This is a genomic window from Bacillus sp. EB01, from assembly GCF_000613125.1.
Taxonomy (GTDB): Bacteria; Bacillota; Bacilli; order Bacillales; family Cytobacillaceae; genus Bacillus_D.
The window spans coordinates 5,268,555-5,282,259 of sequence record NZ_HG964497.1 but is presented as its reverse complement, the minus strand read 5'-3'; the positions used below and the strand labels follow the sequence as shown (position 1 = coordinate 5,282,259).

The window sequence follows — 13,705 nt, the reverse complement described above, 5'->3', positions numbered from 1 at the left end:
AGCATGAAGCCCCCCTCAAGATGAGATTTCCCATTCGCAAGAAGTAAGATCCCTGAAAGATGATCAGGTTGATAGGTCAGAGGTGGAAGCACGGCGACGTGTGGAGCTGACTGATACTAATAGATCGAGGACTTAACCATATTTGATTACTTCGTTTCTTCTGATTCTTCCTTTACGATTACCCAGTTTTGAGGGAACAAAATTTCTCTTGAAAAAAAACAAAAAGACATTATAATAAAATATGTCTTCATTGTCTGGCGACTATGGCGAGAAGGTCACACCCGTTCCCATCCCGAACACGGAAGTTAAGCTTCTCAGCGCCGATGGTAGTTGGGGCGTAAGCCCCTGTGAGAGTAGGACGTTGCCAGGCTCCATTATTCCGCAGTAGCTCAGTGGTAGAGCAATCGGCTGTTAACCGATCGGTCGTAGGTTCGAGTCCTACCTGCGGAGCCTTTTATGCATTATAGAATAATGCTTCCATAGCTCAGTAGGTAGAGCACTTCCATGGTAAGGAAGAGGTCAGCGGTTCGAGCCCGCTTGGAAGCTTATTTTTTGAAGGCCCCTTGGTCAAGCGGTTAAGACACCGCCCTTTCACGGCGGTAACACGGGTTCGAATCCCGTAGGGGTCACCATATGGAGGATTAGCTCAGCTGGGAGAGCATCTGCCTTACAAGCAGAGGGTCGGCGGTTCGATCCCGTCATCCTCCACCATTTAATATTTTTTAAAAATGCCGGTTTAGCTCAATTGGTAGAGCAACTGACTTGTAATCAGTAGGTTGGGGGTTCAAGTCCTCTAGCCGGCACCATTTTGGAGGGGTAGCGAAGTGGCTAAACGCGGCGGACTGTAAATCCGCTCCCTCGGGGTTCGGCGGTTCGAATCCGTCCCCCTCCACCATTTTTTGAATATGCTTCAATATTTAGAGGCATACTATGTATGTTCTTTTTAAGTTTATTGACTTTTAAAGAGCTGAAAATAATTATTGGGCTATAGCCAAGCGGTAAGGCAACGGACTTTGACTCCGTCATTCGTTGGTTCGAATCCAGCTAGCCCAGCCATTTTTTATTTTGCGGCTCATTCGCATAAATAAGCAAAACTCTTTCAAGTCATTACATAAGCTTGCAGATACGAGTGGCGCATCGGATTACGCTGCTTATAATTAGTTCGAGCCATTAGCTCAGTTGGTAGAGCATCTGACTTTTAATCAGAGGGTCGAAGGTTCGAGTCCTTCATGGCTCACCTTATAATTATATCATTGTCCATTTTACTATTTTTGGTTATACTTATTTCAGAGTGCGGAAGTAGTTCAGTGGTAGAACATCACCTTGCCAAGGTGGGGGTCGCGGGTTCGAGCCCCGTCTTCCGCTCCATGACTGGGGCCTTAGCTCAGCTGGGAGAGCGCCTGCTTTGCACGCAGGAGGTCAGCGGTTCGATCCCGCTAGGCTCCACCATCACACATACATATAGACCATTTCAGCCTTAAATTCATTGAATTTAAGGCTTTTTTTATTTCAAGGAGTCGATTCCGTGTGGGTTGAATGATTGGTTTCTTAAGATAGAAGCAAAAGGATATGAATGTAACATCAGTTGGAATGCAGCCATATATTTTTTTAGTGAGTACTGTATATATATGCAGTGCTCTGCTGTGTTGAGTCAATTTGCTCATAGAGGTTAAAATGAAAGAAATACAAAGGGGGAGGAAAAGATGAAGAGATTGTCTATAATCGGCATGCCTATGGACCTGGGGCAATTGCGACGAGGCGTGGATATGGGACCGAGTGCAATACGCTATGCAGAGGTAGTTGAAAGGTTAAGGATTTTGTTTGATCATATAGAGGATTTAGGGGATATTCCAATTGGGCGCCCAGAGGTTGTTATTGACCAACAGTCCAATTTGCGCAACTTGGAATTGATAACTGAAAAAAGTGAGCAGTTAGCTGATATAGTGGATCAAGTAGTGGCGAAAGGGGCCTTCCCGCTTGTCCTGGGTGGAGATCATAGTATAGCGATTGGGACACTTGCAGGTATTGGAAAGCATTACAATAACTTAGGTGTCATCTGGTATGATGCGCATGGCGACTTAAATACAGCAGACACCTCTCCATCAGGAAATATTCATGGTATGCCTCTTGCAGTCAGTCTTGGTCTCGGCCATAAGAAATTAACCGAAATTGGCGGTTACAGTCCAAAGATAAAGCCCGAGAATATTGTTATTATTGGTGCAAGAGCATTGGATGAGGGCGAAAAGGATTTAATTAAAGAAAAGGGCATTAAAGTATATACCATGCACGAAATTGATAGAATGGGTATGGCTAAAGTGATTGAAGAAACAATTTCTTATCTTAAAACTAAAACGGACGGTGTCCATTTATCACTTGATTTGGATGCGCTTGACCCACTTGACTGCCCTGGTGTTGGTACTCCTGTATATGGCGGAATAACGTACCGGGAAAGTCATCTGGCAATGGAAATGCTTGCAGAGGCTGAAATCATCACATCAGCTGAATTTGTGGAAGTAAATCCCATCTTGGATGAGCGAAATAAGACAGCTACTGTAGCAGTGGAGTTGATGGGTTCGCTATTTGGGGAGAAGCTGCTTTAATAGATTAGATTAAACTAATAAAATCGGTATGTTGATCCTTCCTCTCTTTTAGTGTCCATTCAACATCTGATTTTTTTCAAAAATGAAAATACCAGCAGACCAATTACTTTGGGACTGCTGGTTTTTAATTACCACTATTCCATTTAGCGGAGATTCAGGCTTTTTTGGCGATCAATAAATGATATGTGTTGAGTAGGTTATCTAATTTTGCACTTGCTTCAACCACATTTCGATCCGTTAGTGGGGTGTTTGAAGCAAGCTTGACCATTTCTTTCCTCGACATTTCTATATCTTGGGCCAATTTTGTAAGCTGATAGTTCATATTTACCATTCCCTTTTAAAAATTTACTATTTTTATCTCCGTTATTTGTTATTTTCAAACCTTTCTACACCATAATTGCCAAGATTTTGATAAAATTGTTTTAAAATAAATGAAACCTTTTTGCAAGCGATTCGTAAAATCGCATAGCCGCAATTGGAGGCGGAGGTAAACCATTGGATGCTCTTGTGAAAAAAAGGATAAAACAAGTAAAAAAAGGTGACCAGGACGCTTTTGCAGAGATTGTTGAAATCTATAAAGACAAACTGTTCCAACTGGCCTTTCGGATGCTTGGCAACAGACATGAGGCTGAGGACATCGCTCAAGAAGCGTTTATCCGGGCATATGTAAATATTAATAGCTATAATCAGGAATATAAATTTTCAACCTGGCTATATCGGATTGCGACCAACTTATGTATAGACCGGATTAGAAAGAAAAAACCGGATTTTTATCTGGATGCGGAAATGGCTGGAACTGAAGGGTTGAATCTCTATTCACGTATACCATCAGAAACACCGCTTCCTGAAAAGGAATTGGAAAAAATGGAACTTCAGGAAACCATACAAGGGGAAATTATAAAACTTCCTGACAAATACAGATCAGCGATTGTTCTTAAGTATATTGATGAACTCTCATTAAATGAAATAAGTGAAATATTGGATTTACCTCTAGGGACGGTAAAGACCCGGATTCATAGAGGACGTGAAGCATTAAGAAAACAGTTACGACATGTGTGAGAGGTGAACTAGTATGAAATGCCCTGATCAAATCATTGGCTACATGCACGACTACCTGGATGAAGATATTGAACCAGAACATGAACAATTGTTAAAGGAACACTTTGGCACTTGCAAAGATTGCCAAAGACTTTTTCATGAACTTGAAAAGTCTGTCGCTCTTGTAAAAAGTACATCCCATATACAGGCGCCACAGGGATTTACCGAGTCAGTTATGGCGAAACTCCCAAGAGAAAAAAGGAAGGTGGGGATCCAGCGTTGGATGAAAGGCCACCCTATCGTTTCAGCGGCAGCTGTATTTATTGTCCTAATGGCAGGGAGCCTCTTTTCAATAGCGGGCAATACCGATCAAGAATTCTCGACTACGAACGCTGACCAGGTAGTAATACAAAATGATACGGTCATTGTTCCTGAAGGCAAGGTTGTCAAGGGCGACCTAGTAGTAAAGAATGGGGATATCAAGATTGAAGGCGAAGTCCAAGGAGATGTAACAGTCATTAATGGTGAAAATTATTTGGCCTCAGCAGGGAATGTAACTGGTAAAATTGAAGAGGTCGATAAAACCTTTGACTTAATCTGGTATCATATTAAGAATGCTGCCACCAATCTTGTTGGACTGGGACAGAATGAATAAACTCGCTGGTTTAGGGGCTGTATTTTTTAAAACAGGCATCGGTGCTATACCGATGCCTTATATTGTTTCAGCAGGATTTCTCCCGTAATAAATGAATATGATAAGTAGTAGCGTATTTTGTGCTATAATGAGAAAGTTACATTTATCTAAATAGATACTCCCAAAAATGGGCTTACATATTAAATTACCGGAGGAAAGCCAATGCCGTTTGGAGATATTTCGCTATTTGACTACTTGGCCGGTATTGTCGATATCGCCATTGTCTGGTATGTCGTATATAAATTAATCATGCTAATAAAAGGAACGAAGGCAGTCCAACTACTTAAGGGAATTTTTGTGATTCTTCTAGTCAAAGTGTTAAGTGACTTCCTTGGGCTTAAAACGTTAAGCTGGATTGTTGATAACATTATCACATGGGGATTCCTTGCGATTATCATTATTTTTCAGCCTGAGCTAAGGAGAGCGCTAGAACAGCTGGGACGCGGCCGTTTCTTTTCTAGGAGCGGCAGCCAGGAAGAAGAGGAGCTGGAGAAGACGACTACAGCCATTGTAAAAGCCGTGGATTACATGGCGAAACGGCGGATTGGGGCTCTGATTTCAGTTGAACGGGAAACGGGAATGACAGATTATATTGAAACAGGCATAAGGCTGGATGGGAAAATTTCATCGGAGCTTCTGATCAATATCTTTATCCCGAACACGCCTTTGCATGACGGGGCTGTAATTTTACAAAAAAACAATGTTGCGGCTGCAGCCTGCTACCTTCCGCTATCAGAAAGTCCCTTCATTTCAAAAGAACTTGGGACCAGGCACAGAGCTGCTTTGGGGATCAGCGAGGTTACGGATAGTATTACAATAGTTGTATCGGAGGAGACCGGTGCAGTTTCTTTAACAAAGAATGGTGAGCTTTACCGGGATCTCAGCATGGATGCTTTTAAGGAAATGGTTACAACGGAATTGGCAGGTTCTGAAAAATCTAAGCCTGCTTCTTCAAACCGGTGGAATTGGAGGATGAAGAGAAATGGATAGATTGCTGGACAACAGCTGGTTTGTCAAGGTCGTTGCCCTCCTGCTAGCCTTCCTGCTCTATTCTTCTGTTCCTGAAAAAGCGGGAAACCAGCTAAAAGAAATTTATGTACCAGGAGATGAAACGACAGAAACAATAGAAGATGTTCCACTTAATGCCTATTATGATACTAAGAATCTTATTGTCACAGGCTTGCCTGAGACGGTCAATGTACAGGTTTCAGGTCCTAAAAGCCATGTTCAAAATGCAAAGACTCTTAAGAATTTCGAGGTTTATGTAGAGTTGTCGGATGCAGAGGTAGGCAAGCGAAACGTAAAGTTAAAGATTAGGAAACTCTCTGATAAACTGGACGCAAAACTGTCCCCCGCCTCTGTTAACATTACGATTCAGGAGCGGATCACCCGTGAATTCAAAGTGGAAGCGGAATACGATTCAGGAAAGGTCTTGGATGGGTTCGGCGCATCTCCCCCGCAGATTAAACCAGAAAGAGTAAAAATAACCGGTCCTCGTGATGTTATTGAAAGTATCACCTATGTAAAGGCAACTTTAGATTTAAAGGAGCCGATTTCAGAAACAACAACACGAGATGCAAATATACGTGTACTTGATAAGGACTTAAATAAACTCGATGTTATTGTGGAACCAGAAGCGGTGGAAGTAACGATACCTGTAAAAAGCTTGACGAAGAAAGTTCCAATAAATATAGTCGAAAAAGGAAGTTTACCTAAAGGGCTGGTCCTGGAATCGATAGAATCCGATACTAAGGAAGCGGTAATAACAGCAGATGAGAATATATTGGCGAATACGGATGCGGTGCGTGCGGAAATTGACTTGAGCAAGATTACAAAAAGCACGACAGTAACAGTGCCAGTTATTATATCAAAGGGTATAACAGCTGTTTCTCCGGAATTGGTCAAAATTACAGTGAATGTCCAAAAAGCTGAAGAAGAGGTCAGTCTCTCTTCTATTCCGGTCAATGTTACTGGTCTTTCAGAGGGGGCTGAAGTTACGTTTGAAACTCCAAAGGATGGTCGTACAAGCCTGCTCGTGTATGGCCCCGCAGAACAGGTCAACACGCTTGAACCAGACGATTTTCGGCTCTTTGTTGAATTAGCCGGACTTGAAGAAGGAGAGCATGATGTTCAAATACAGGTTGATGGGCCTGATGGGGTTTCATGGAGGATGGCCCAGTCCACAGCAACAGTGACAATAACAAATACGGATGTCTAATATTCGATTGGATTTAGCAGAAGGAGCGATTGTGAAAATGGGAAAATATTTCGGTACCGACGGAGTGCGCGGAGTCGCAAATAGTGAACTGACACCTGAATTGGCGTTTAGATTGGGACGTTTTGGAGGTTTTGTCCTTACTAAGGATAAGGACCGCCCGAAAGTAATTATTGGGCGGGATACCAGAATTTCCGGGCATATGCTTGAAGGAGCACTTGTTGCCGGACTTCTTTCAATAGGTGCGGAGGTAATGAGACTTGGCGTTATATCCACACCAGGAGTAGCATTCTTGACAAAGGCACTGGGAGCCCAGGCTGGAGTTATGATTTCTGCCTCGCACAACCCTGTTCAGGATAATGGAATTAAATTTTTTGGCCCCGATGGATTTAAGCTTTCAGACGAACAAGAAGCTGAAATTGAGAAACTGATGGATCTACCTTCTGATGAGCTTCCTCGTCCAGTAGGAGGGGAATTGGGTCAGGTAAATGATTATTTTGAAGGCGGCCAAAAATACCTTCAATATTTGAAACAAACAGTAGATGAAGACTTTTCGGGAATTCATGTTGCCTTGGATTGTGCCCATGGTGCAACATCATCACTTGCTACTCATTTGTTTGCAGACTTGGATGCCGATATTTCCACCATGGGGGCATCTCCCAATGGCTTGAATATAAACGCCGGAGTTGGCTCAACTCACCCTGAAGCACTGGCTGCATTTGTCAAAGAAAAGGGAGCGGATATCGGCCTTGCTTTCGATGGGGATGGAGACAGAATGATTGCAATTGATGAAAATGGTGAAGTCGTTGATGGGGACCAAATTCTTTATATTTGTGGAAAGTATTTGAAAGAACAAAACAGGCTGAAGCATTCCACGGTTGTTTCTACTGTCATGAGTAACCTTGGATTTTATAAAGCTCTTGAAAAGAATGGCATCCAAAGTGCTCAAACAGCTGTAGGAGACCGATATGTTGTCGAAGAAATGAAGAAAAATGGCTTTAATCTTGGCGGAGAGCAATCAGGCCATATTATTTTCCTTGATTACAATACAACTGGAGATGGGCTGTTAACCGGCCTACAGCTTGTAAATATAATGAAAACGACAAAAAAGCCTTTATCTGAGCTCGCGAATGAGTTTAAGAAGTTTCCACAGCTGCTTGTTAATGTTAGAGTAACAGACAAGCATCATGTTACAGATAATGAGAAGGTAAAAGCCATAATTGAAGAGGTAGAAAAAGAAATGGCAGGTGACGGCCGGATTCTTGTTCGCCCTTCTGGTACAGAGCCGCTCGTCCGAGTAATGGCTGAAGCTCCAACTGAGGAGCAATGCTCTAATTATGTGAATAGAATTGTTAAGGTAGTAAAAGAGGAAATGGGATTATTAGAATAAGTTTGTAAAGCATTGGCTCACTAAGCCAATGCTTTTTTACTGTAAATCGATAAAACCAACCTCGCACGTAAGAATAATTAGAATGATTTGCTCATACAGATAGAGTATTAACTAGGAGGGAGGAAAGAGGATGAATATGTTATTTGTTATCGTGAATGTTGCGGTTCTCTTATTGCTAATGTATGGGCTTTTAGTAATGCAAAAAAAGCATGTTTCTTTTTCAAAGCGTGTATTTACGGGTTTGGGATTAGGGGTGGTATTCGGAACAGCGATTCACTTACTTTATGGTACAGCATCAGAGGTTACAACAGTAACAATGGGCTGGCTATCAATCGTCGGCACAGGTTATGTTAAACTGTTGCAAATGATTGTAATGCCGCTAGTTTTCATTTCGGTCGTCGGTGCAATTACAAAACTCAAATTAACTAAAAATATTGGTAAGATCAGCTTCCTGGTTATTGGTCTGCTATTGGGTACGACAGCAATATCAGCAGCAATTGGTATTGGATCCGCCTTGGGATTTGGCCTTGAAGGGGTCCAGTTAACCGAGGGAGAAGCTGAAGCGGCACGTAATGAACTATTGAAGGAAAGGGTCGTCACTGTAGAAAATATGACCATCCCCCAGCAAATCCTTGAAATGTTCCCGGGGAATCCATTTGCTGACCTGACTGGGGCAAGGGCGACTTCAACTATTGGGGTCGTGCTATTTGCAGCGTTTATCGGAGTTGCTTATCTTGGGATTAGGGGGAAAGAGCCAGAACGTGCAGAGTTTTTTGCAAAAATAATAGATACTTTTTATTCAATTATCATGAGGGTTGTTACATTAATCTTAAGGCTTACACCGTATGGTATCCTCGCAATCATTGCAAAGGCCGCGGCGACAAGTGATTATGCCGCGATTGTTAATTTGGGCAAGTTTGTAATCGCATCCTATGTTGCACTTATTCTTATGTTTATTGTTCATTTGGCACTCTTGGCACTGGCTAAGGTTAGTCCGGCCCTATATGTAAAAAAAGGATTGCCTACTTTATCGTTTGCTTTTTCATCCCGTTCAAGCGCGGGAACATTGCCGTTAACTCTTAAAACGCAGACAAAGGATTTTGGTGTCTCAGAGGGAATTGCCAACTTTTCAGGCTCATTTGGACTCACAATCGGTCAAAATGGGTGTGCGGGTATTTATCCAGCGATGCTTGCTGTCATGGTGGCCCCTGCAGCAGGGATTGATCCGACTAGCATTTCCTTTATTGTGACACTGATTCTGGTGGTGACAATCAGTTCTTTCGGTGTAGCTGGTGTTGGCGGAGGTGCGACATTTGCTGCATTGATCGTTCTTTCGGTCATGAACCTTCCAGTCGCGATTGTCGGACTTCTAATTTCGGTTGAGCCTTTGATCGATATGGGAAGAACCGCGCTAAATGTAAGTGGTGCTATGACATCAGGAGTGCTTACAAGTAAAGTGACAGGTGAACTGGATGAAAATGTCTACAGCCGGCCTACTGTTGCAGAGGCATAAAGTCAGCGTTTTAACCCGCATTAACGGGCTGTAAGTCCCCCACCTGAAGGGCCTTAGAATATCCGAAAAAGCTTTAGGTAGGGGACAGCAGCCCGTAAAAGCCCATTCGTTCAACTAACAATCCGTGGCGGAGGAAGAAAACCCCCATGGATTGAAGTTTCACTTTATCTAGCTTGATGCATAAGGGAACGTACTTATTCCCTTATGCATATTTTATTTTATAATAAAGTATCCCTTACTCTCCTTTTTAACAGAATCGTTTAACATAGCCAATTCATGAAGATAGTCTAAGTTTGTGATTCTGCCAATTTGGGGTATAGGAAGGAAAAACTTTACATCTTGACGTAAGTATCATTCTCATGTAAGATGGGTCTTGCTGGTTTTTGTAAAATGCAACCAGCCTATTCAACAATGGAAAGGTGGGCAGTGGTTTACACATACTAAAAGCGCCAGGACTAATCCGGATCGGAAAAAGGGATTAGTTGACGAGGTGGAGGTTTATCGAAGTTTCGGCGGATGCCTCCCAGCCGCAGCGCACGGCTGACTCTTGCTGCTTAAAAACATCAGGGCAACTTGATGGACAAAGAGCTGCAAGATGCGCAAAAGGAATAGGCATGAATGTAGGAGCCGTTCCATTTATTAAACGGGGATAGGGGGCAAGCTGTGCCCTCGGTACTGTCTTGCCCTCTGATACAGGAGGATAAGAGATAATGTGTGGAATCGTTGGATATATCGGTAATAAGGATTCAAAAGAAATATTGCTTAAAGGCCTTGAGAAGCTTGAATATCGCGGGTATGACTCTGCCGGGATTGCTGTAATGAACGAAAATGGGGTTAGCGTGTTTAAGGAGAAAGGGCGAATTGCAGATCTCCGCAAAATTGTTGATCTAGGCGTTGAAGCAAACGCAGGGATTGGCCACACTCGTTGGGCTACCCACGGAGCACCCAGCAAAAGAAATGCACACCCTCATCAAAGTACTGCTTCAAGGTTCACACTTGTTCATAATGGTGTAATAGAAAACTATGAAGAGCTAAAACGTGAATATTTGATTGATGTTAAGCTCGATAGTGATACTGATACAGAAGTTATTGTCCAGATGGTTGACCTTTTTGCAAAGGATGGACTGACAGCTCTGGAATCCTTCCGTAAAGTATTGAGCCTGCTTAAAGGCTCATATGCACTGGGCCTTCTCGACAGTGAGGATAAGGAAACAATTTATGTAGCGAAAAATAAAAGCCCGCTCCTTGTTGGACTTGGCAATGGGTTTAACGTAGTTGCCAGTGATGCTATGGCAATGCTTCAGGTTACTGATCAGTACGTTGAACTTATGGATAAAGAAATCGTGATTGTAAAAAAGAATTCCGTTGAAATTCAGACTCTTGAGGGTGAAACAATAAGCCGTAATCCATATAAGGCGGAACTTGACGCTAGTGATATTGAAAAAGGCACATACCCTCACTATATGCTTAAGGAAATTGATGAGCAGCCGCTTGTCATGCGTAAAATTATTCAGAAGTACCAGAATGATAACGGTGAACTGTCGATTGATGGGGATATTGTAAATGCAATCAAGCAATCCGATAGGATTTATATTATTGCAGCTGGGACTTCTTATCATGCAGGCCTGGTAGGAAAACAATTAATTGAAACACTTGCCAAAGTACCAGTTGAGGTTCATATCTCCAGCGAATTTGGCTATAATATGCCGCTTCTTTCGGAAAAACCTTTGTTTGTATTTATCTCCCAAAGCGGTGAAACAGCGGACAGCCGTGCTGTGCTCGTCCAGATAAAGGAAATGGGCCATCCTGCTCTTACTATTACGAATGTTCCGGGCTCCACCCTATCCCGGGAAGCAGATTTCACATTGCTGCTTCATGCCGGCCCGGAGATTGCTGTAGCTTCAACGAAGGCTTATACAGCCCAGTTGGCTGTACTTGCAATTTTAGCTGAAGTAACCGCGAAGAGCCGTGGTCTTGAAATAGGATTTGACCTTGTCAAGGAATTAGGAATTGTTGCAAATGCAATGGAAGTACTGTGTGATTCCAAAGAAATCGTTGAGCACATTTCGCGTGAATTCCTGACTGTTACCCGCAACGCCTTCTTTATCGGAAGGGCAGTCGATTATTATGTCGGCATGGAAGGTGCGCTTAAGCTGAAGGAAATTTCATATATACAGGCTGAAGGATTCGCCGGTGGTGAGTTGAAGCACGGCACCATTGCGCTAATTGAAGAAGGAACTCCTGTCATTGCCCTTGCAACTCAGGAAAAAGTAAACTTAAGCATTCGAGGAAATGTTAAAGAGGTTGCTGCACGTGGTGCGAACCCTTGTATCATCTCCATGAAGGGCCTTGAAACAGACGAAGATAGCTTCGTAATTCCAGCTGTCCATGATATGCTGACACCGCTTGTTTCTGTCATTCCGCTCCAGTTGCTTGCATACTATGCAGCCCTGCACCGCGACTGTGACGTAGATAAGCCAAGAAACTTGGCGAAATCTGTTACTGTGGAATAATCATGGTAAATGGACACAGTTTACGTCATTCAAGTACTGTAATTTAAGTTGGTATCTGAACGGGGAAAGAAGTTAAATATAATTATAAGCAATCCAGAATCGGGAGACGTACAGTTGGTACGTTTTCTCGGTTCTTTTTTTATTTGTTCATATTTTTTAAATGCAAATTAGGACTGAATTCAGTAAATGATTCACTCCTTCCCTTTTGGAGCCAGAGTGGAAGAGATTGCTTCAAGCATAAGGAAAAAAGTTTTTGGAACTGTATTGAACGTGGGCTATTCAGTCATTTAACAAAAGTAAAAGCTGTTAAGGAGAAATGCAAAAGAATGTTAAAAATTGATTCCCATCAATTTTTAATATCGATAACCGTCCTATAATAAAACCATCAACAGAACAGTCGATTTAGTTGCTCGTGAACTTAGGCTTACTGAAGCACATGGACATATGTTGCCAGAAGATAAATCCGCGTATATCAAAAAAATGCAAACAGAAGGACACATCGTAGCTTTTGTTGGTGATGGGGTCAACGACAGCCCTTCACTAGCCCTTGCAAATATCGGCATCGCAATGGGCAGCGGAACAGATGTTGCGATTGAAACATCTGACGTAGTCTTAATGAATTCCAACTTCAGTAACTTATCACATGCTTTAGGGTTAACAAAGGCAACTGCAAGCAACATGAAACAAAATATCGCTATTGCGGTAGGTGTGGTATTAGTTTTACTTGTTAGCGTATTCTTTAGTGAATGGATGAACATGTCCATCGGCATGTTGGTTCAAGAAGCTAGTATCCTCGTAGTGATCGTGAACGGCATGATATTGCTGAGATATCGATTGGGAGGAAAAAGGACTGTTGGAGAAGCTTAAATAGAAACGCCTGAACCTGCTTAAAAGGTGTTGCCAAAATTTCAAGCTGTCTTACCGAAAAACTTGATTTCTATTAATTTTTTTCAAACGAAACAGGGGCTATACTTGACTTGTGAAGAGGAAGAACAACGAAGCCTCAATGTTAAAGAAAGGAGAGATCAGCTTGCAAAAAGCAGTCATTCAATTAGAAACATTATCTTGTCCATCTTGTATGCAAAAGATTGAGAATGCTGTAAAAGGATTGAAGGGGATCAAACAAGCAAGTGTAACGGTATTATTCAATTCCAGTAAGATGAAAGCAGATTTTGATTCAGAAATATTGATGATAGGAGATATTGAAAATGCCATTGAAGACTTGGGCCATCCGGTCATCAAATCAAAGGTAAAATCCTCATAAGGCGGATAACAAAATTCTTTAAGGGAGCGGAACCCAATAATGTCAGAACAAGTGAGGACCTTTAGCGAAGTTGTCGTTGATTATTTACCGAAGTTGGATTTATACACTAGTGCGATTATCCGTGCCCATGGTAACAATCACCCGGAGGCTTTTGCAGTTCGTGCTCTATTTGAAGGAATGAATGAATGAAAAAGTAAAAAAAGCTGGCACAAACAAACCCAACTTGGAAGCGGAGTTTACTCAGTTGCGTAACATTACAGATAACTACATGATTCCTGGAGATGTATGTGAAACGTATGCAGCCGTATATAATATGTTATCAGAGGCAGAAAGCTCTTATCATAAATAAGAGAATAAGAGGGAGAAATAAATATTGAAAAGGCTATTGAAGACCTGGGAAACTTGTGATTAACACAAAAGTAAAATCTGTATAAGAGCTGTATGCTGGATTGAAAATAGAAGTGTCAAAAAAGAGCGG

13 protein-coding genes, 10 tRNA genes and 2 rRNA genes are annotated in these 13,705 nt (G+C 42.2%); 24 read left to right on the top strand and 1 reads right to left on the bottom strand.

The window, feature by feature from the left end; genetic code table 11:
- The 13 genes from TY16_RS24995 to rocF all read left to right on the top strand — a co-directional run.
- Window positions 1-140, top strand: a 23S ribosomal RNA gene (locus TY16_RS24995); the annotation flags it as partial.
- A 113-nt stretch (window positions 141-253) separates the two neighbouring features.
- Window positions 254-370: ribosomal RNA gene (gene rrf / locus TY16_RS24990) — 5S ribosomal RNA — on the top strand.
- 8 nt (window positions 371-378) lie between these two features.
- A tRNA-Asn gene (locus tag TY16_RS24985) sits at window positions 379-450 on the top strand.
- A gap of 23 nt (window positions 451-473) precedes the next feature.
- Window positions 474-546, top strand: a tRNA-Thr gene (locus TY16_RS24980).
- Window positions 547-557: 11 nt separating this feature from the next.
- Window positions 558-632, top strand: a tRNA-Glu gene (locus TY16_RS24975).
- Between the two features lie 3 nt (window positions 633-635).
- Window positions 636-711, top strand: a tRNA-Val gene (locus TY16_RS24970).
- Between the two features lie 19 nt (window positions 712-730).
- Window positions 731-806, top strand: a tRNA-Thr gene (locus TY16_RS24965).
- Window positions 807-810: 4 nt separating this feature from the next.
- Window positions 811-895: transfer RNA gene (locus TY16_RS24960), tRNA-Tyr, on the top strand.
- Window positions 896-981: 86 nt separating this feature from the next.
- A tRNA-Gln gene (locus tag TY16_RS24955) sits at window positions 982-1,056 on the top strand.
- 108 nt (window positions 1,057-1,164) lie between these two features.
- Window positions 1,165-1,237: transfer RNA gene (locus tag TY16_RS24950), tRNA-Lys, on the top strand.
- Between the two features lie 56 nt (window positions 1,238-1,293).
- Window positions 1,294-1,368: transfer RNA gene (locus TY16_RS24945), tRNA-Gly, on the top strand.
- 5 nt (window positions 1,369-1,373) lie between these two features.
- Window positions 1,374-1,449: transfer RNA gene (locus TY16_RS24940), tRNA-Ala, on the top strand.
- A gap of 254 nt (window positions 1,450-1,703) precedes the next feature.
- On the top strand, window positions 1,704-2,600 hold the full coding sequence (gene rocF, locus TY16_RS24935; RefSeq protein ID WP_043934385.1) for an arginase: 897 nt from the start codon (window positions 1,704-1,706) through the stop codon (window positions 2,598-2,600).
- Window positions 2,601-2,754: 154 nt separating this feature from the next.
- Here rocF and TY16_RS25985 read toward each other — a convergent pair whose 3' ends face one another.
- Complete coding sequence (locus TY16_RS25985; protein ID WP_155922313.1) at window positions 2,755-2,922, bottom strand: aspartyl-phosphate phosphatase Spo0E family protein; 168 nt, start codon at window positions 2,920-2,922, stop codon at window positions 2,755-2,757.
- Between the two features lie 173 nt (window positions 2,923-3,095).
- Between TY16_RS25985 and sigW the strand changes: the two genes are divergently transcribed.
- The 11 genes from sigW (at window position 3,096) to TY16_RS26745 (ending at window position 13,576) form a co-directional block, all read left to right on the top strand.
- Entirely contained in the window at window positions 3,096-3,659 is a 564-nt protein-coding gene (gene sigW / locus TY16_RS24930) for an RNA polymerase sigma factor SigW (RefSeq protein ID WP_043934384.1), read from the top strand.
- 13 nt (window positions 3,660-3,672) lie between these two features.
- Window positions 3,673-4,293: an anti-sigma factor family protein gene (locus tag TY16_RS24925; protein ID WP_043934383.1), complete on the top strand. Its 621-nt coding sequence runs from the start codon at window positions 3,673-3,675 to the stop codon at window positions 4,291-4,293.
- A 201-nt stretch (window positions 4,294-4,494) separates the two neighbouring features.
- Window positions 4,495-5,322, top strand: coding sequence for a diadenylate cyclase CdaA (gene cdaA, locus TY16_RS24920; RefSeq protein WP_043934382.1), 828 nt, complete (start codon window positions 4,495-4,497; stop codon window positions 5,320-5,322).
- The gene (locus tag TY16_RS24915; RefSeq protein WP_043934381.1) at window positions 5,315-6,550 is read left to right on the top strand and encodes a CdaR family protein; all 1,236 of its coding nucleotides are present in this window, start codon (window positions 5,315-5,317) and stop codon (window positions 6,548-6,550) included. Before cdaA ends, TY16_RS24915 begins: the two co-directional genes overlap by 8 nt.
- Window positions 6,551-6,587: 37 nt before the next feature.
- Entirely contained in the window at window positions 6,588-7,937 is a 1,350-nt protein-coding gene (glmM, locus tag TY16_RS24910) for a phosphoglucosamine mutase (protein WP_043934380.1), read from the top strand.
- Between the two features lie 130 nt (window positions 7,938-8,067).
- A complete protein-coding gene (locus TY16_RS24905) occupies window positions 8,068-9,450 on the top strand; it encodes an L-cystine transporter (protein ID WP_043934379.1) in 1,383 nt (460 codons plus the stop codon).
- A 710-nt stretch (window positions 9,451-10,160) separates the two neighbouring features.
- Window positions 10,161-11,963: a glutamine--fructose-6-phosphate transaminase (isomerizing) gene (gene glmS, locus TY16_RS24900; RefSeq protein ID WP_043934378.1), complete on the top strand. Its 1,803-nt coding sequence runs from the start codon at window positions 10,161-10,163 to the stop codon at window positions 11,961-11,963.
- 444 nt (window positions 11,964-12,407) lie between these two features.
- A complete protein-coding gene (locus tag TY16_RS24895) occupies window positions 12,408-12,830 on the top strand; it encodes an HAD-IC family P-type ATPase (protein WP_043934377.1) in 423 nt (140 codons plus the stop codon).
- A 163-nt stretch (window positions 12,831-12,993) separates the two neighbouring features.
- Window positions 12,994-13,227 carry a heavy-metal-associated domain-containing protein gene (locus tag TY16_RS24890; protein ID WP_043934376.1) on the top strand — a complete coding sequence of 78 codons (234 nt, stop codon included), beginning with the start codon at window positions 12,994-12,996 and terminating at the stop codon, window positions 13,225-13,227.
- Window positions 13,228-13,266: 39 nt separating this feature from the next.
- Window positions 13,267-13,416 carry a hypothetical protein gene (locus TY16_RS26750; RefSeq protein ID WP_197028447.1) on the top strand — a complete coding sequence of 50 codons (150 nt, stop codon included), beginning with the start codon at window positions 13,267-13,269 and terminating at the stop codon, window positions 13,414-13,416.
- Entirely contained in the window at window positions 13,409-13,576 is a 168-nt protein-coding gene (locus tag TY16_RS26745; RefSeq protein ID WP_197028446.1) for a hypothetical protein, read from the top strand. The genes TY16_RS26750 and TY16_RS26745 overlap by 8 nt, the downstream gene beginning before the upstream one ends.
- The last annotated feature ends 129 nt before the right edge of the window (window positions 13,577-13,705 follow it).

Coding starts and splice junctions, on each gene's coding strand:
- rocF (WP_043934385.1), top strand. CDS start 1,704: ATGAAGAGATTGTCTATAATCGGCATGCCTATGGACCTGGGGCAATTG.
- TY16_RS25985 (WP_155922313.1), bottom strand. CDS start 2,922: ATGAACTATCAGCTTACAAAATTGGCCCAAGATATAGAAATGTCGAGG.
- TY16_RS24925 (WP_043934383.1), top strand. CDS start 3,673: ATGAAATGCCCTGATCAAATCATTGGCTACATGCACGACTACCTGGAT.
- cdaA (WP_043934382.1), top strand. CDS start 4,495: ATGCCGTTTGGAGATATTTCGCTATTTGACTACTTGGCCGGTATTGTC.
- TY16_RS24915 (WP_043934381.1), top strand. CDS start 5,315: ATGGATAGATTGCTGGACAACAGCTGGTTTGTCAAGGTCGTTGCCCTC.
- glmM (WP_043934380.1), top strand. CDS start 6,588: ATGGGAAAATATTTCGGTACCGACGGAGTGCGCGGAGTCGCAAATAGT.
- TY16_RS24905 (WP_043934379.1), top strand. CDS start 8,068: ATGAATATGTTATTTGTTATCGTGAATGTTGCGGTTCTCTTATTGCTA.
- glmS (WP_043934378.1), top strand. CDS start 10,161: ATGTGTGGAATCGTTGGATATATCGGTAATAAGGATTCAAAAGAAATA.
- TY16_RS24895 (WP_043934377.1), top strand. CDS start 12,408: ATGTTGCCAGAAGATAAATCCGCGTATATCAAAAAAATGCAAACAGAA.
- TY16_RS26750 (WP_197028447.1), top strand. CDS start 13,267: ATGTCAGAACAAGTGAGGACCTTTAGCGAAGTTGTCGTTGATTATTTA.
- TY16_RS26745 (WP_197028446.1), top strand. CDS start 13,409: ATGAATGAAAAAGTAAAAAAAGCTGGCACAAACAAACCCAACTTGGAA.